Genomic DNA, 18069 nt, shown 5'->3' with positions numbered 1-18069 from the left:
TTCGAGAGTCTTTTTATTTTGCTTCATGAGTTCAACACTCAACACCGCTTCAAGCTCAACTTCTTCTCCAAATAAGCCGCTAGCGATGCCAGCGGGCTATAGATCAACAAGCCTGTGCCTGCTGTGACCCGGGCTGCTGCGGGAGCCATCGACAGTTGAGAGGCTACGACGGTGCTATCTGGATACTGCTCAGCAATTTGCTGTAATCCGGTGCTCACTGCTGCAAGATAACTTTCCTTATCGCCTCGCATAATTAACTCGAATGTGCCCGGGATCAGTACTGCTTCAGTTTCTACCACTCCGATCTCGTTTCGCTGCTCATCCTTATCATCTTGCTGCAAAGCCAGATTCACCCGCGCCATCGTTCCTTCAATCGTTGCGGGGTTGGTAAACGCTAGGATATACTCGCCAGGATTCTGCTGTATTTCCTGAAGTAATGGATCATCAATTCCAATCACGGGCACGGGAACATGCTGTGCCTCCTGCTCAAGTACGGCTGCAAACAGGGTACAGGTGACGAGGATGGCATCTGCATGACAGTGGGCGATCCATTGCAGCGTCTGTGATACTTTCTCATGCGTAACTGCTTCGCTGAAATCATCATCATGTTTGAGGCGATCCAGACCCGGATCGACATAATGTACAAGTTCAACCTCATAAGGAGCGAGTGCTTCTTCAGTTAGTGCAATATTAGAATAGTGAGCGTGAAAACAGCCAATGGTCATCATCATACTATCCCCCTGAAATGGATTATGTCTCATATAAGTTCGAAGATTTTTAACCCATTATAGAGATTGTGACAATAGACTGTACATATTTAAAATAATTGAGGTAGCAACATTTATCATGAAAACGCGAATAACCGTTCATCCACAACTTCGCAGAGGAACGGTGCAAACCACGTAAGCAATTCTAATTTCGCTCATCATTTCATTTATCGCATAGAAGGCGCAGCATTCTTTTTAGCCATTTTTTGTTGCAAAATTTCATGAAAGGATAGACCCTGAGTGTTCTCATTCTCCTTTTTGGGAGCAGTGGTCGCCGTGTTGCGCGGGTATTGGTGGTGGTACGGGATCATTTGCTGAATAGGCATGCGGATCATCTTGGTTCCTCCTTTAATGCATTTTCGAATATGCATATGTGATTATTAATAGGTTATGTATTCCGACGGGTTATCGTCTCTGTTACGCAAATAGGTATATGTGACTTGTTAGACGAAATAGGCAACTTAAGGTGTAATTCCAATTGGATTGTAGTGATTTTACCCCGTATTCAGGAGATGTAAACGTTTTTAAGTAAATTCAGGAGGAAAGGACCGCATATGTGAGGTTTTGTATGGGAGGATAGAAGCGGTCGTTAAGTGAATAGACCCAGTTTTGGGAATGCCAATTGTGTCGAAATTAAGACATATTGTCTGGTTGTATAGGTACGACGCAAGCTAGCTAACTTGGTACCATGGTCGGTTGTCGGGTGCATATTAGAGCAATTTTGAACGGACAGACAAAGGCGGAATGCCAAAAAGCCGCCAGGAAAACCTGACAGCCTCACATCATTTTGCGTAAATCCCGCGAGCGGTATTCGATTGGCAAGATATAGATCGAAACGGTGCAATTGGAATTAAGAAATGATCATAATCACTTTTTTCTTATTTTTCCTGCCGAACAGCGATATATAGATCTACTTGTACATTCTCAGGATCCAGACTTCGTTCATCATACAATTCGAAGTCCCCGGTAAACGTGCGTTCCCCCTGATTGTTCCAGGCCCACACCGCACCCCAGGCCTCACCTACGACCTCGGCCATTGGGCCCTTTCTAGAGGTGAATACCGCATATGTTGCAGGTGGCAGCTCAACGGAACTCACTCCCTCAGGCAACGCTTCATCCGGACCCACCTCATGACCCACCAATATGGTGTATTCTCCATTTATACCTTCTGTATAATCAGCGTAACAGCCAAAGCGGGCGGCTTCAGGGGCAGGCTGATGATCTGAGGCGAAGTAGCTGTTCCAGAGTCCCTGAATACAGCCTTTGCCACTCATCTCAATGGCATTGGTTGTTCTGGCGGACACACCTGCAAGGCGCTTCCCTGGCAGCGTGACATACCGAATGGGCTCTGTGGAAAGCCGATTGTCGTGAGTTCCTTGATTAAATTCAACGGACTCATCCGAATGTTCTGCCCCAAATGCCACGTTCCGTTTTGAGCCGGATGCATTCCATCTTTTCAAAAAAGGAAGTTGGTTGCGCAGCATTGCCCTTGCTGATTCCTCGTCCATTCCTTCCTGATTCAAGATGGCGGTGCACATTTCAATCATGCCCTCCAGTGTAATATCGGGCTGCTCGAACTGGCCTTCTTTATAACAATAGATACAGTATTCGCGGGTTGTAGTACCATCCGTTTCTGTTCCGAATTGAGCAGGGGTAGTAAGTGGCATTCCGCAACTCTGGCATACTGTGACGTTCATCAGCAATTCCTCCTCGTTATGTACAGCTTGAATATAGTAGAAGTATAACGGGAGGAACTGGACACCTGTCTGTCAGGTTAGGGGTGGAGCTTTATAATTTTGCACAATTTGTTCAGCAATTCTACGAATCTCTTCCCGAATATGTAGAGGCTCCAGCACTTCAACATCCGCGCCAAATCCAAGAATGAACCCATACAACCAGTTGTCCTCCGGGAATGCGACTTGGCTGATATAATACCCCTCACCATCCGAAACGACGTTCTCTATGCCAAACCATTCCTCTGCGATGTGACGGATACGAGCATGGAATCTCAGGCTCAGGGCCACTTTATTATCCGGAGTTGCCCACTCTTGCTGCCAGGGCCTGTCCTGCAGGTTGATCGGCTTGCGTTCGAAGCTTCCTTGGGCAAGGACGACATCTCGCATGCGGACCAGCTTGAACATGCGGAAATCGTTTCGTTCGTGACAGAACGCATAGAGGTACCAGGAATGCTTTTTGAGCACAAGAGTATGCGGGTCGGTCGTTCTATGAGTTTGAGTACCTTCTGCACTACAATAGGTAAATGTAATGGGCCGCAGTTGATCCATGCCCTGTTCAATAAGCTGAAGTTTGATTTGCAGCTCTTCGGGATGCGTCCACATCGAATAATCCACAATGAAGCGGCTGGTATTGGCCTGGAAGTCCTCATTTTTGGCTTCAGGTACGATGCTGCTGAGTTTCTCCATCAACAGGTCCCGTGCTACATTCGTATGGGAGGTGGAGACACTGCGCAGCGCAGTGACAATGGAGGCCAGATCCTTGTCGGTCAGTACATTTCGGTCAAGACGATAGCCCTCTGCCAGGCCAATACCACCGCTTGCACCCTGATAGGTGACGACAGGAATACCCGCCTGACCCAGGGTGTCTATATCCCTGTAGATGGTGCGGATGGATACTTCAAACGTATCCGCCAGATCCTTGGCCTGCACCCGGCCACGATTGATTAACAGCACAACAATGGCTAATAAACGGTCCAGTTTCATATATTGGATTCCCTTCAATCATTTATAAGTTGGATTCAGATATGTTATATTGTTGAGCATCACATATAGGAGTGGAATAAGCAATGAAGCGTATTACGATTTTGATCGCAGATGATGAAGTTGAGATCGCTGATCTGGTTGCATTGCACTTGCAAAAAGAAGGATATCACATCATCAAGGCATTCGATGGGAAAGCGGCGGTTCAAGCCGTTCAGACACAAGCAATAGATTTGGCTATTTTGGATATTATGATGCCGGGTATGGACGGATATGAGGTGACCCGCAAAATTCGGGAGCAGTATCACCTGCCTATCATTTTTCTGAGTGCCAAAACCTCGGATATGGATAAAATCACCGGGCTCGTGATGGGCGCGGACGATTACATGACAAAACCATTTAACCCGATGGAACTGGTCGCCCGGGTCAATTCCCAACTGCGCCGTTCCCTTCAATTTAGCCAGTCTGTACCGGTCCAGCGCTCCATTCTGGAGAAAGGCGGGCTCATTATCTCGCCAGATCAACATAGCGTTACCCTATACGGCAAGCCAGTAGAGTTAACACCGAAGGAGTTTGACATCCTGTATCTGCTCGCAAGTCATCCCAAACAGGTGTTCAGTGCGGAAAGCATCTTTGAACAAGTGTGGGGAGAGGCTTATTATGAGAGCGGCAATACCGTGATGGTTCATATTCGGACCCTGCGCAAAAAGCTGGGCGAAGATGTGGACAAGAACAAGTTTATCAAAACGATATGGGGTGTGGGGTACACGTTCAATGAATAAACGCAGAAGTTTTCGAACGACCATGATTCTGTTGCTTGGTTTAAGCATGCTGGCATCTGGCGCGATTACCTTTGGGGTATATAAAGTGATGCAATACTATTACACTGGTGTGCGTGCGGAGGATCAGTTAGCGGAATATCGTCACTTTATGAGAAGTATAGGGGATATTTACTTTTTCCTTATCTTGTTCATACCGCTTGCGATCCTGTTTTTCTTCTGGTTTACCAAGCCGTATGTTACTTACTTCAAAAATATCTCCACAGGTATCCGGCAACTCGCGAGTGGTGATTTCCAGCACCGTGTGCAAATTTCGACGAAGGACGAGTTGGGCGCGATTGCAGAGGATATCAATCTGGCGAGTCTTAAACTGAGGGAGGCGGTAGAACGGGGAGATTTTGCGGAGAGCAGCAGGGACCAGCTGGTTGTAAACCTGGCGCATGATTTGCGTACCCCTTTAACATCAGTATTGGGTTATCTGGATCTGTTGATGAAGGATGATCAGCTGACGGAGGAGCAGGTCAAGCACTTTACAGCGATTGCTTTTACCAAGTCTCAACGTCTTGAGAAACTGATCGATGATTTGTTCGAGATTACACGAATGAACTATGGCATGTTGCCGATTGAGAAAAAGAGGCTTGATCTTAGTGAACTGCTAAGGCAGATGAACGAAGAGCTCTACCCTGTTTTTGAAAAGAACCGCTTGGTCACCCGACTGCATATCGATTCCGAGTTAACCATTTCCGGCGATGGTGAGGTGCTTGCACGCGTGTTTGAGAACCTGTTGATTAATGCAGCGCGACACGGTACAGATGGTCTTTATGTGGATATCAACGGACACCGTGATGCAGGACAGGTTATTATTCAGATCATGAATTACGGGGGACATATTCATCCGGATGATCTGCCTCATATTTTCGATATGTACTATACCGGAGATCGTGCGCGGACACCTCAGGAAGGTGGAACAGGTCTGGGCCTGTTTATCGCCAAAAATATTGTGGAGCAGCATGATGGGTCCATTTCGGCCCAAAGTGATATCGTACGGACCGTATTTGAAGTGCGATTGCCTGCATTAGAATGAAGTAAAAGGCTGAATTTAAGAAAAACTTTAGAATTGCCCTGCTTTTTTTTAACTAGTTTTCTCTATCCTTGAATTACGAGGTAAAGGAGGAGCATGGAATGAAAAAGTGGGGATTTTTGATATGTATCATTGTACTGGGATATATCTTTTCCAAGTCACCCGCACTGTTTGAGCAGAAGGAAGAGGCGAATCTGGAAGTTCAGGATACGGGTGAAATTCGTGCAGGATATACCAAAACAATTAACGTGGATATGCAGAATCAAGTACATAAAGGGAATTTATTGCTGGTCAATTCGGAGTATCCCGTTCATGCGGAGGGGATTAGAACCGATATTGTCAATCTGGCTGAACAACAAGAACTGATCCGTGGATACGGATTGCTGGATAATAACATTATGTTGTCAAAGTACGTAGCGCAAGCATTCCAGAAGATGGTTGAAGCTGCTGGGAAAGATGACGTACGATATTTCATCATCAGCAGTGGCTATCGGGACTTTACGAAGCAAGAACAGCTTTATGAGGAAAAGGGATCGGACTATGCGCTTCCCGCCGGTCATAGTGAACATAACCTGGGCTTGTCCATGGATATCGGCTCTACGCTGGCTGCTATGAGTGAAGCACCGGAAGGAGCCTGGCTGGAAAAGAATGCATGGAAATTCGGATTCATCTTGCGTTATCCGAAGGATAAAGTGGACATCACCGGCATCCAATTCGAACCATGGCATTTCCGGTATGTGGGATTGCCGCACAGCGCCATCATGTATCATAATCATCTGGTGCTGGAGCAATATTTGGAGCTGCTGCAGCAGAAAAAGAGTATTTCCGCTGAAGTCGGGGGCGAGCACTATCTTATACGTTATTACGATGCATCCAAAGATGAAACCATTAATATACCTGAGCATGGTCAATATGAGATATCGGGAGACAACATGAAGGGAGTTGTCGTGACGGTGGAGGAATAAACAACTAGAAATACATGGAGGTTCATATATGAAACCAAAGGAGTTCAACATGAAGATGATATGGGTCGCGGCATTGATCGTCTATCTGTATCTGCTAACCAAGCTGATATTATTCAAAGGGCATACGGTGGATTGGGACATTGTGAGGGTTCAACTTATGGCGATCGCGCAACAGCCGGATCTGATTCATACGCGAACCGTTAACCTGACGCCATTTCAGGAAATCTCAAGAGACTGGCATAGCCTGTCGTTACATCGTCCGGGTACCGCAATACATCTGCTGGGCAATGTCATGGCCTTTATCCCACTGGGTATTTTCATTCCAGTGCTGATGGGGAACAAGCTGTTGTCAGGGGCCAAGGTACTCGTACTTTCCTTGCTCTTAAGTTTTGCTTTTGAAGCGACACAGCTATTGACAGGCATGGGCATATTCGACGTGGATGATCTTATGTTGAACACCTTTGGTGGAATGAGCGGTTATGTTCTGTACAGCCTGCTTATCGGTCTGAAACGGATAATCATAGGTGGAGCAGCTCGCACTACCAGAAAAGAGTATAATTCCAATCAGAGTCGCGTGTAAGGAGGGAAAGCATTTGATGATTTTCTTGGCTGCTTTAATGATTGGCACAGGAATTGTATTTATCGTTAGTCCACGTTATGTTACTCATTCTTCGTCGGAGGATGGAACCAACAAAAATCAAATTACCTCCAGATGGATTGGGTACTCACTGGTCATAATGTCCTTTCTGTTTGTGGTCATGGCCATACTGCAATCCCTGGATCAAGCATCTCATTACATTGGACATTAAAAGGAAGTGTAGAGGCGTTACATAGCCTTTGGTATATTAATAAGAGAAGCTCCCCATCGCGTGCTGAGTACGTGGTGGGGAGCTTTTATATCTGCCAGATAGGGTGGGTGGAGTAAGTTTGTATAAATAATGACGCAGTTTGCGAGCTGAATCGCTAATGAGGTAGAGTAGAGATGATACATTTTATTAACCCACATCCTTACAAGGAGGACATATATTGTATTCATTGGCTAAACAACTCGCAGGAAGAATGAAAGCGATCATGGACATTGAAAGTGAAATTGCTGAAGCTGAGCGTAATCAGCAAGGTGAAGAATTTGTGCGTGATTTAGAACAGAAAAGATCAGACTTGATAAAAACCTTTACACGCGATGAGTTATTGGTCATAAAAACGGTAATGAATGTTGGACGATCGGAGAGAGGCTATCGGTACCATTTTAACTCTAATGAAATTGAAATCATTCACTTACCGATTGAGTTAACTGGGCCTGAACTGATGCAAAAATACTCATATTACCTCGTACATAAGACCAAACAGGAACTTGCCAATGGCATCGAATATTATACGGCTGTATCGGAACAGCTGAAAGAAGGTATGGAAATATTGAAGCTTTAAACTACTATTCATAGATGAAAGGAGGTATGTAAATTGATAATGAAGATTTCACACTATACGCCAGATGGTTTCTATTATTATGTTCCCGATCAATATGCAGAGCAGATAGAAGAGTGGAGAATTGAATTTTCTGATTTTTTGCAGAGTATAGAGGGGAAACATCCGTTCACAGAATATATTGAATCTATTAATTATGAGGGCAATTTAGAATATGCTGTTTTTGGCCGTAGTTACGGAGGGGATGATTTCATGGACTGGATAAACGTGGAGAAATTAAACTGCAGAGGTGTATATCGCATTCCTGCGCCACCTGATGATTCGGAAGTTGGATTGAAGATTGATTTTTAAACATATATCTATTATTAAAAATGGGAAAATCAAAAAAAGCTCCCCGTCACCGTGCAGAGCGCACGTGGCGGGGAGCTTTTTGTACAACTTAACTGCATTAAATATAAATGCGATTAAGATTTTTTCATCATTTGACGCAATACGGTTTGCAGGATACCGCCGTTATGGTAGTAGTCCACGTCCACCATGCTGTCCAGACGAGCGATGACAGGGAAGTCGAACTTGGTGCCGTCCTCACGGGTTACGGTAACCGTCAGTTCTTGTCCTGGCTTCACATCATTGCTCAGACCTGTGATGTCATACGTTTCACGACCGTTCAGACCGAGGCTGGACCAGCCGTGACCTTCCTGGAATTGCAATGGCATTACGCCCATGCCCACCAGGTTACTGCGGTGAATACGCTCGAAGCTTTCTGCGATAACGGCTTTGACGCCAAGCAGGAATGTTCCTTTTGCCGCCCAGTCACGCGAGCTTCCTGTACCATACTCTTTACCTGCGATAACGATCAGGTTCTGTCCTTCGTCCTGATACTTCATGGAAGCATCGTAGATGGACATTTCTTCGTCCGTTGGCAGGTATTTCGTAATACCACCCTCAGTACCTGGAGCCACTTGGTTACGAATACGAATGTTGGCAAACGTACCACGCATCATGACTTCATGGTTACCACGACGGGAGCCGTAAGAGTTGAAGTCTTTGCGTTCTACACCATGTTCTTTCAGGTACAGTCCAGCCGGACTGGATGGTGCGATATTACCCGCTGGCGAGATGTGATCCGTTGTTACGGAGTCAGCAAGCAATGCCATAACACGTGCGGAACGAATATCTGCGATATCAGTCAACTTGTCGCCAAGCTCCTGGAAGAATGGTGGATTCTGAATGTACGTGGAGTTTGGATCCCACTCATACAATTCGCCTTCCGGTACAGGAATCGTATTCCAACGTTCGTTAGCTGTAAATACGTTCTCGTATTTGTTGCGGAACATCTGTGCGTTCAGCGAGCTAGCGATGGTATCCTTGATTTCCTCGGAGCTAGGCCAGAGGTCTTTCAGGAATACAGGCTCGTTGTTGGTATCATAACCGATTGGATCAGTTGCAAAATCAATATTAACGGTACCCGCGAGAGCATATGCCACAACGAGTGGCGGAGAAGCCAGATAGTTGGCTTTGACCTGCGCGTGCACACGACCTTCAAAGTTACGGTTACCGGACAATACAGCCGCTACCGTCAAATCGTTCTCGGAGATTGCTTCGCTTACTTCGTCTGGCAGTGGGCCAGAGTTACCGATGCAAGTTGCGCAACCATAGCCGGCAACGTTGAATCCGAGTTTGTCGAGATATTCGATCAGACCTGCTTTTTCCAGATACTCGGTAACAACGAGGGAACCTGGAGTCAAGCTGGTTTTCACGTAGCCAGGCTTAGTCAGACCACGTTCAACGGCTTTTTTCGCAAGCAGTCCCGCTCCGACCATAACGCTAGGGTTAGATGTGTTGGTGCAGCTTGTGATTGCCGCGATAACGACAGCACCAGCAGACAGTTCGCTAGTGGAACCGTTCGGGTGTTTCACAGGTACTTTTTCTGCAATTTTTTCGTCGCTCAGTCCGTAACCGCCTTTGTCGATCGGCGTACGGATGATACTGTTGAAGCTATCCTTCATTTGAGTCAACTCGATGCGATCTTGTGGACGCTTAGGTCCCGCGAGACTTGGTACAACGGATGCCAGGTCAAGTTCGATCACATCTGTAAATTCAGGATCAACCGTATCAGCAGTACGGAACATGTTCTGAGCTTTGTAATAAGCTTCAACCAGATCCACCTGTTCGTCGGTACGGCCGGTATTACGCATATAGTTCAGTGTTTCGCTATCAACAGGGAAGAAACCAATTGTTGCGCCGTATTCTGGTGCCATGTTGGCTACCGTTGCACGGTCAGCCAGGCTGATGTTGCTAAGACCCGGTCCGTAGAACTCGACAAATTTACCGACAACGCCTTTTTTACGCAGCATTTGAGTAACTGTGAGTGCCAGATCCGTTGCCGTTGAGCCTTCGCTCAGGCTGCCTGTCAATTTGAAACCGATAACGTCCGGTGTTACAAAATAAAGTGGTTGGCCCAGCATACCTGCTTCAGCCTCGATCCCGCCAACACCCCAACCAACAACGCCGAGTCCGTTGATCATGGTGGTGTGGGAGTCCGTTCCTACGAGGGAATCCGGGAATACAACAGTTTCGCCATCAATGGTTTTGGTTGCAGCCACAGAAGCCAGGTACTCCAGGTTAACTTGGTGAACAATCCCTGTGGATGGTGGAACTGCACGGAAGTTGTTGAATGCCGTTTGCGCCCAGCGCAAGAAACGGTAACGCTCTTCGTTACGCTCGAACTCAACCTTGATGTTGTAGTCGAGTGCATCGTTCGTTCCGAACGCATCAACCATAACGGAGTGGTCGATAACGAGATCGACGGGAACGAGTGGATTGATCTGTTTTGGATCGCCGCCTGCTTTTTTCACGGTATCGCGCATTGCTGCAAGGTCAACGACCACGGGTACACCAGTGAAATCCTGCAGAACGATACGTGCAGGGATAAATGGAATTTCTTTGTTATTGTCACGGCCTTCTGCCCAGCCGGTCAGTTGTTTTACATGTTCTTCGGTAATAGCACGTCCGTCGAATTGACGAATAGCTGCTTCGAGCAGCACTTTAATGGAGAAAGGGAGCTTGGAAAGGTCGCCGTAGCCGCCTTCCTGAAGAGCATCTAAACTGTAGTAGCGATAAGACTTGCCTCCGACCTCAAGACTGCGGGCCGCGGAGAAATGATTCTTGGCTGACATACATGTACCTCCTTAAAAAGTGTCGGTGAGATGAAGAAAACGTTCATTTAGGTGAAGAACAGGCCTTCATCGTTCCGTGTCCTTGTTCGTTAGTTTCATTAGGTGAAACGTAATTTCATAATCGTAACTTTAGTTATAAGTATACCGTTTTCAACTCCGTACGTAAAGGGCTTTTTGCCTGTCCAGCCAAGCCATTGAGAGATTGAATGCGTTCTCAAGTAAAGGGAATGGACGCGATCTCTTCCGTACGCATTATCCCCGATAATAAGGCTTCAAAACAGAACCAGACACATACAACCGAAATTCTCTCATATAAATAAAAAAGAGTTTTCATGCAATGGATCATTCCGAACAGAACTCATGCCAAAGGGGGACACAGGCTTGGAACGCGAATGGAAGAGTGCCTTATATACCTACGTGAACCAGTATAATCGCTGTGAGATCGATTACCGTCCACAGACAAGCGAACGGATTGTCACCGATCCGGAATTTGTGCTGGAACGGGGGGAGCGGATGGCCAGACTGGACCAATGGTACCGCAAGCGGCGGGCCGTGCCTCTTCGCAGTGAGACCAGCGCCAAGCTTGTGCGGACACTTATGGATGGGGCAGATGAATCGGTCGTCGATGTGCAATTGTACAGCAGACTGTTCTATGAGAAGAATGGTTTGACCCATCGGGAAGACCGGATTGAACGGGAACGCCTGACCTTTCTTAGGCAAGGTGGAGTTTGGACCATTGCACGTGTAGAACGTGAAGTGCCGGAGCGTCGCCCGGTAGGAGAGGGCCGTCCTTTTCAACAAGCTGATTTTGTACAGGCGATGAATCGGCCGCTGCTTAACCGAGAAGTACTGGGACAGGGTAGGAGATCGAAGCAGCAGCTGTATCGCAGGGATCTGGCTGTCGCCTATGCGGACCGGTGGTGGAATGCGGGAAACCCGGCATTTGAGGAATTCGAAGTAGATTGCACCAATTATGTGTCCCAATGTCTCTTTGCAGGGGGAGCACCCATCCACTATACTGGTAAAAGAGAAGCAGGATGGTGGTACAAAGGCTATGTAAATGGCTCTGAAATGTGGAGTTACAGCTGGGCCGTGTCCAATAGTCTGGAGCGTTATTTATCTGGCAGCAGCTGGGGATTGTCAGCAACCGAAGTGGATCGTCCAGAGCAGCTAATGCTTGGAGATGTAGTCCTCTACGACTGGGACGGGGACGGCAGGTTTCAGCACAGTACGGTTGTGACCGCTTTTGATGCGGGGGGCATGCCACTTGTGAACGCACATACAGTCAGCAGCCGCCACCGTTTTTGGGATTACCGGGATTCTTACGCTTGGAACGAGCGGACGGTGTACCGGCTTTTTCACATTGCAGATGAGTTTTGATGGTCAAAGATTTTACGGGATTCGGTGACGTGGACATCTGGTTCCGTGTAAAATAAGTCTAGATAACAGAATAAAAGTGGTGCTGAACATGCAGACGTGGCAGCATCATTGCACAGATAATCGGAGGTTACACATGAGTATGGATAAATTAACAGTAGGCGTCGTTTACGGCGGAAAGTCAGGCGAGCATGAGGTGTCGCTGCAAACGGCGTTTGCTGTAACGAACGCATTTGATTATGAGAAGTATGAACTGGTTCCTTTTTATATCTCCAAGCAGGGTACGTGGAAAAAAGGATCCGCCATGCATGCGCCATTCGCGCAGATTGAAGATTTGAAGCTGGAGCAGGCGGCGGGCGGAACACAGGAAGCACTGAACGCGCTGTTCGGCCGTTTATATGGCGGAAAAGAGGCGATGGACGTCATGTTCCCGCTGCTGCACGGTACGTTTGGTGAGGATGGCACGATTCAAGGGATGTTCGAGATGGCGGATATGCCTTATGTTGGCGCAGGTGTACTCGCTTCGGCTGGCGGTATGGACAAAGTGGTCATGAAGAAACTGTTCGCGCAGGCCGGAATCGACCAATGTGCCTTTACGTATTTTAACGCTACTCAATGGAAACAGACCGAACATGAAATGATCTTGCAGGTGGAAGATCAACTGGGCTATCCGTGTTTCATTAAGCCGGCCAATCTCGGTTCCAGCGTAGGAATCTCGAAGGCGCGTAACCGGGATGAACTGAAAAAAGCAGTGGAGTTCGCTCTCCGTTACGATACGAAGGTTGTCATTGAGGAGTTTGTAGAAGCACGAGAAGTTGAAGTCAGTGTACTTGGAAATGACGAACCGATGGCTTCTGTACCAGGAGAAATCGTATCTTCCGGTGAATATTATGACTATGCAGCCAAATACATCGATGGACAGTCTCAGATGCTGATCCCTGCTCCGCTCGACCCGGAAGCCGCAGATCGCATTCGTGAGGCCGCATTGCAGGCATTCCGTGCGATTGAAGGCAATGGCATTTCCCGTGCAGACTTCTTCATTCGCAAATCGGATGGGGCATTGCTTATTAATGAAGTAAACACCATGCCTGGTTTCACACCATACAGCATGTACCCGCTCTTGTGGCGTGAAACGGGCGTATCGTATGCCGAACTGCTGGATCGCATGATTGAGCTGGCTTTGGAACGCTACAACCGCAAACAGGCGCTGAACTACGAGAACGGCGTACAGGCGTAGCCTAAGGACGACATTATAAGGAGGGGTATGAATGGGATTTCAGACCGAATTCAATTCCGTGTGCAAGTTCAAGAATGAACAAGAGCTGTTTGAATTGCTAGAATACGGCCGTGGCAAAATGGTCAAACAAGGCTTTCGTGTATTTCCTACCGGACAGAAAGTCATTGCTTACACACCGGATAACGTGGCCGTAGCCATCGTAAAAATCGTAGTCTCCATTGCTGAGATTAACTTCCAGGGTCAAGAAGTGACCGAAGTGGAGATGCAATTGATCCGTAAACTGAACGAGGAAGAATCACGCATTCAGACTGCTCTCGCGGACGAGATGTTCTTTGGTGAACAGGCACAGGGGTAGTTTGTTACATGTGGACCGGGATTGAATGGACGGATTTGTCCAAATCACGATTATGGTCACTCTTTTAGGGTAAAACTTGGTTATATAAAGTGAAGGGAAGACTGCCGGCTTCATATACCGGGAAAGGAATCCCGCCCTAATAGAGAGGAAGAAATTCATGCTCGTACGTTTTGGTTATGTGGCGATGTCCGTGCTTGTGGAGAATGCTTCACCTTCCCGGACGATGACTATGTCCAGCTTTAAGAAAATTGATGATAGGGAAGCAGCAATTCGCAAGCTTGAACGGATTGCAGCCGAGAATTTGCATAATACATTACGTTTGCTCAGACACAACAAAGGAAGCCATATTCATGTATATCGTTTCTCTTCCAAATTAATTCCGCTAGCAACGCATGAGGATCTCAGTGATTGGGACCCGTTTCCCGCGCTTAAGCAGGATTTTGCCGCGATTGGCAATTTTGTGAAGGAGAACGAGATGCGTGTGTCTTTCCACCCGGATCATTTTACGGTACTCAGCACACCTCGGGAGGAAGTGCTGCGCAACTCCATGCGCGACCTTCGCCATCATGTACGGATGCTGGATGCCATGGGGCTGAATGCCACTGCCAAGAACAATATACATATTGGTGGTGCATACGGGGACAAGCCTAGTGCAGCGCTGCGTTTTGAAGAAAATTTTCTGAAGCTGGATCGGGATATTCAGGAACGGATGACGCTCGAAAATGATGACAAAACGTTCAATGCTCCCGAGACCCTCTCGGTATGTCAACGTATGGGGCTGCCCATGGTGCTGGATATACACCATCAATGGGTGAACAATGAAGGCGAACAGCCATGGGATCTCTGGCCGGATATATTGAAGACTTGGGAGTCTCCGCTTGCTCAAGCGGATTCTCCGGCAGACAAGCCGTTGCCGCCCAAAATTCACGTCTCCAGTCCAAAGAGTGAGAAGGACCTGCGTGGTCATGCTGATGGTGTTGAGGTGGAGCCGATGCTCGCTTTTTTACGTCATATTGTAGCAGATACGCCCGCTCTTGATGTGATGATTGAGGCCAAACGCAAGGATGAAGCTCTGGTGCAGTTGATGCAGAAACTAGCATTCTATCACGAAGAGGGTGTGGAATGGGTGGACGAGTCGACGGTAATCATTCATCCGTAGCGCCAAAAGGGGCCTGGGCAACGAGAAACTTTACGACCCTCGGGGCGTATACTTTTAACAAGTATTTTAATTTTTCGTAGATTGATATAGAAAGTAGAGTGAACGCTTTGAATGAGAAGGAAAAAACACCTTATGTCGTGACAAGCAAAAGCTATACTGCCGTCGCCATTAATGCAGCTTCCAAAGCTGGAGAGTGGATCAAGAGTCGTCTCGGAACTGTGGGGGAGCCCGGAACCAAGTATTCGCCGCAGGATCTCGTCACTGAAGTCGATAAAGGTGCGGAACAGATGATCCGCCGCCTGATTCTGACGCATTTTCCCCATCATGCCATTCTGGGTGAAGAAGGCGTGGAACCAGGACCGGAAGCATCAGCGAAGGCACTGAAAGAAGCTGAGGAAGAAGAGTTTCTCTGGATTGTGGATCCGGTGGACGGAACGACCAATTTCGTACATGGTTTTCCGTTCTACTCCGTATCCATTGCCTTGGCTCATAACGGTGAGGTGATAGTGGGGGTAATCTACGATCCTTCCCGTGACGAGATGTTTGTTGCGGAAAAAGGAAAAGGCGCTTATGTCCATGGAAACCGGATGCTTGTATCTGGTGAACAGGAACTGGCCCAGAGCCTGATCGCAGTTGGCTTCCCGGCGGATACGACCTACGCGTTGCCGATCAATATGGCCGCTGTTCAGGCACTGGCACCGCAAGTACGCAGTCTGCGTGCAGGTGGTTCTGCTGCCCTGCATTTGGCATATGTTGCAGCGGGGCGCCTCAGCGCTTATACCGAAGTCGGTTTGAAGCCTTGGGATATCGCCGCAGGTGCACTGCTAGTTGAGGAATCCGGCGGCAAGGTTACCGATACCGTGGGGACGCCTTACCAACTGTCGGTGAGCCATGTGGTTGCCAGCAATGGCAAGATTCATGATGCACTGACAGGTGTGCTGAAGGAAGCAAACGCAACAGGTTTGGAGTGAGTGAGTTTATTCAATTCATCAATGCTTTAAAAATCTGAAATTGTACATTAAACGGAGGGGACTGAACAAATCTGAAGAAGCGTAGCGCTCGCCTTTATCACCGGATTTCTCCCTTGGACGAGGGGAATCAAAGAAATCTGGGGATAACAGCGATCGGAAGATTGTTCTGTCCACGAAGTGAAAGTACAATAGTAAGATTAGTGCATATGTGACTTTAATTTAAGGAGCGAACAACAATGGATGAATCCAAAGAACTGGAACGACGTTTGAGTGATATGCTGACTGAAGGGGAGATGGAGGAGTCCGGCGATGCTGACAAACGTGAACGTCAGCTGATTCCTCCCAAGTACGAGGTGCGCATTCAGACAGAGCGGGACCCGATTGTCGAAGAAACGTTGAAGTACCGGGACATGGCACGTGAGGTGGACGATCGCTACGATCGATACCTAGAGCGCTCTGCCGGGAACAAAACGGAAATGGACACGAATGGTTCTGATTCTGGAGACACGAATAAATCAAAGTCTTAACGAGTGAACATCGTGACTATACTCAACGAAATAACAGACTTCCCTAATTAGGGGAGTCTGTTATTTCGTGCGGATATGGGGTGCAGACGACAGCGCCCCTTTAATAATGTTAGAATAGAGTTACACGAACTTCTGTCATCGGAGTGAACAGTGTAATATGTAATTATTTTTTTATTTTATAGATACGGGAAAAAGGAGTGTTCTAAGAATGAAGCGTAAACGCATATGGAGAAGTACCGCCGCGGGATTAACGGCAAGTATGCTGGCAGGGATGCTGATTTTGGCATCATCCGCACAGTCCGCTCATGCTGCGGATAGCAATGCGTTACCCGCAGGAAGCGTAACATCATCATTGCCTGTACAGAAAGATGCGATATCAGTAACCAAGGAATTCCGCCTCGTCACATTGGGGGACTCCATCACCGTAGGGTATGAGCCGAACCTGAAAGAACTGCCCTATGGTTATGTAGAACGGTTGCAGGAACAAGGTCTACTTCACGGACGTACTCAGGTGGACAACTATGGTATTGCCGGATTGAAGAGCAGTGGTTTGAAAAACTTTGCAGATGCGATTAAAGAAGGGAAAGCGCTCACTTCCGAAGCCATTCAACCGAGCCTCCCTGATCCAAGAGCGGCACAAGTTGGAGCCAATATTGCTGCCATCCGGGAGAGTGTAGCTGGGGCTAATCTGGTTGCCATCACAATCGGAGGGAACGATGTGTCCGAGTTGCTCGGTTCAGCAGATAAGCTAAGTGATGCGGAACTGGAAGCAAAAGTGAAGGAATTGCTATCTTCCTATACAGCCAATGTTAGCGCAGTTATCAATGATATTCATGAGATTAATCCTAATGCCAAAATCGTAATCGCTGACCAATACCAACCCATGCCTGAAGTAGCTGGTAAAGCGCTCTATGCGAAACTGATGGAGGCTTCCCAAGGGTTTACTGCGACCATTGATGGAATTGCGACTGAATTTTCCGCTAAAGGAATTGATGTAAAAGTGGCTCATGTCGCCAAGGAGTTTATTGGCGGTGAAGGCACGATGACTCACATGATTAAGGACCGCGATTTCCACCCGAATCAGTTCGGATATGAAGCGATTGCCAAAGTATTCGCAGAAACGATCTGGGGCGATTACACCAAGCTGACGGCTCCTGCTGCAGGCCAACCGATGAATATCATTGTCAGTGGTAAAACGCTGGACACGCCGTACAAACCAATCAACCGCAATGGTAAAAACTTTGTGGCGATCCAGGATATCGTGAATGCCGTTGGCGCAACTACGGTATGGGATAACAAAACCTCAACCGCAACGATTACATACGGAGATCGGAAGGTTGCCGTGAAGATTGGTGCAACGGCCGTTCAGGTGAATGGTGCATCCGTAGCCGTGGATACACCTGCATTCTTGAACAAGGTGGGCACAGAGTCCAAAACATATGTGCCGGTTGCTATGGTAGCCGAGGGTCTTGGCTTTGATGTGCAGTATGTCGCCAAGTTAAAAACCGTTTTTGTAAATCCGTAACGAAATAA

Annotated in this window: 18 protein-coding genes and 1 pseudogene; 14 read left to right on the top strand and 5 right to left on the bottom strand. The window is 47.5% G+C overall.

Annotated elements, in window-relative coordinates:
• Window positions 1-38: 38 nt before the first annotated feature.
• From CRO25_RS16415 to CRO25_RS16405, 4 genes are all read right to left on the bottom strand, one after another.
• Window positions 39-728 (bottom strand): hypothetical protein, encoded by a 690-nt coding sequence (locus CRO25_RS16415; protein ID WP_079695739.1) that lies wholly within the window; start codon window positions 726-728, stop codon window positions 39-41.
• A gap of 206 nt (window positions 729-934) precedes the next feature.
• Window positions 935-1102, bottom strand: a complete 168-nt coding sequence (locus CRO25_RS33405) for a hypothetical protein (protein ID WP_161490662.1) — start codon at window positions 1100-1102, stop codon at window positions 935-937.
• Window positions 1103-1645: 543 nt separating this feature from the next.
• Window positions 1646-2464 carry a zinc ribbon domain-containing protein gene (locus tag CRO25_RS16410; RefSeq protein WP_079695738.1) on the bottom strand — a complete coding sequence of 273 codons (819 nt, stop codon included), beginning with the start codon at window positions 2462-2464 and terminating at the stop codon, window positions 1646-1648.
• 72 nt (window positions 2465-2536) lie between these two features.
• Window positions 2537-3487, bottom strand: a complete 951-nt coding sequence (locus CRO25_RS16405; protein ID WP_064642392.1) for a YafY family protein — start codon at window positions 3485-3487, stop codon at window positions 2537-2539.
• 83 nt (window positions 3488-3570) lie between these two features.
• On the opposite strand from CRO25_RS16405, the gene CRO25_RS16400 reads away from it, so the two are divergent.
• From CRO25_RS16400 to CRO25_RS16370, 7 genes and pseudogenes are all read left to right on the top strand, one after another.
• Complete coding sequence (locus tag CRO25_RS16400) at window positions 3571-4266, top strand: response regulator transcription factor (RefSeq protein WP_063568044.1); 696 nt, start codon at window positions 3571-3573, stop codon at window positions 4264-4266.
• Window positions 4259-5347, top strand: coding sequence for a HAMP domain-containing sensor histidine kinase (locus CRO25_RS16395; protein ID WP_064642391.1), 1089 nt, complete (start codon window positions 4259-4261; stop codon window positions 5345-5347). The genes CRO25_RS16400 and CRO25_RS16395 overlap by 8 nt, the downstream gene beginning before the upstream one ends.
• A 98-nt stretch (window positions 5348-5445) precedes the next feature.
• A pseudogene (locus CRO25_RS16390) lies at window positions 5446-6106 on the top strand (M15 family metallopeptidase); the annotation flags it as partial.
• Window positions 6107-6337: 231 nt separating this feature from the next.
• Window positions 6338-6889: a VanZ family protein gene (locus tag CRO25_RS16385; protein ID WP_079695736.1), complete on the top strand. Its 552-nt coding sequence runs from the start codon at window positions 6338-6340 to the stop codon at window positions 6887-6889.
• 13 nt (window positions 6890-6902) lie between these two features.
• Complete coding sequence (locus tag CRO25_RS16380; RefSeq protein WP_143806553.1) at window positions 6903-7118, top strand: hypothetical protein; 216 nt, start codon at window positions 6903-6905, stop codon at window positions 7116-7118.
• 217 nt (window positions 7119-7335) lie between these two features.
• Window positions 7336-7734 (top strand): hypothetical protein, encoded by a 399-nt coding sequence (locus CRO25_RS16375; protein ID WP_079695734.1) that lies wholly within the window; start codon window positions 7336-7338, stop codon window positions 7732-7734.
• 33 nt (window positions 7735-7767) lie between these two features.
• Entirely contained in the window at window positions 7768-8082 is a 315-nt protein-coding gene (locus CRO25_RS16370; RefSeq protein ID WP_143806552.1) for a hypothetical protein, read from the top strand.
• A gap of 113 nt (window positions 8083-8195) precedes the next feature.
• On the opposite strand, the gene acnA is transcribed toward CRO25_RS16370, so the two are convergent.
• Window positions 8196-10910 carry an aconitate hydratase AcnA gene (gene acnA / locus CRO25_RS16365; protein WP_079695732.1) on the bottom strand — a complete coding sequence of 905 codons (2715 nt, stop codon included), beginning with the start codon at window positions 10908-10910 and terminating at the stop codon, window positions 8196-8198.
• 381 nt (window positions 10911-11291) lie between these two features.
• Here acnA and CRO25_RS16360 point away from each other — a divergent pair, with 381 nt between their 5' ends.
• The 7 genes from CRO25_RS16360 to CRO25_RS16330 all read left to right on the top strand — a co-directional run bounded on the left by CRO25_RS16360 (window position 11292) and on the right by CRO25_RS16330 (window position 18061).
• Window positions 11292-12290 (top strand): amidase domain-containing protein, encoded by a 999-nt coding sequence (locus tag CRO25_RS16360; RefSeq protein WP_372828778.1) that lies wholly within the window; start codon window positions 11292-11294, stop codon window positions 12288-12290.
• A gap of 133 nt (window positions 12291-12423) precedes the next feature.
• Window positions 12424-13524, top strand: a complete 1101-nt coding sequence (locus CRO25_RS16355; protein WP_079695730.1) for a D-alanine--D-alanine ligase — start codon at window positions 12424-12426, stop codon at window positions 13522-13524.
• A 31-nt stretch (window positions 13525-13555) separates the two neighbouring features.
• The gene (locus CRO25_RS16350; protein ID WP_053779624.1) at window positions 13556-13879 is read left to right on the top strand and encodes a hypothetical protein; all 324 of its coding nucleotides are present in this window, start codon (window positions 13556-13558) and stop codon (window positions 13877-13879) included.
• A gap of 157 nt (window positions 13880-14036) precedes the next feature.
• On the top strand, window positions 14037-15038 hold the full coding sequence (gene uvsE, locus CRO25_RS16345; RefSeq protein WP_079695729.1) for a UV DNA damage repair endonuclease UvsE: 1002 nt from the start codon (window positions 14037-14039) through the stop codon (window positions 15036-15038).
• Between the two features lie 107 nt (window positions 15039-15145).
• Complete coding sequence (locus tag CRO25_RS16340; protein ID WP_371121658.1) at window positions 15146-16009, top strand: inositol monophosphatase family protein; 864 nt, start codon at window positions 15146-15148, stop codon at window positions 16007-16009.
• 236 nt (window positions 16010-16245) lie between these two features.
• Window positions 16246-16536 (top strand): hypothetical protein, encoded by a 291-nt coding sequence (locus tag CRO25_RS16335; RefSeq protein WP_079695728.1) that lies wholly within the window; start codon window positions 16246-16248, stop codon window positions 16534-16536.
• A 208-nt stretch (window positions 16537-16744) separates the two neighbouring features.
• Window positions 16745-18061: a stalk domain-containing protein gene (locus tag CRO25_RS16330; protein ID WP_064642376.1), complete on the top strand. Its 1317-nt coding sequence runs from the start codon at window positions 16745-16747 to the stop codon at window positions 18059-18061.
• Window positions 18062-18069: the final 8 nt, after the last annotated feature.

This window comes from Paenibacillus sp. RU5M (genome assembly GCF_900221055.1).
GTDB classification, from domain to species: Bacteria; Bacillota; Bacilli; order Paenibacillales; family Paenibacillaceae; genus Paenibacillus; species Paenibacillus marchantiae.
The sequence above is the reverse complement of the archived record's forward strand: the minus strand, read 5'-3'. Positions and strand labels throughout refer to the sequence as shown.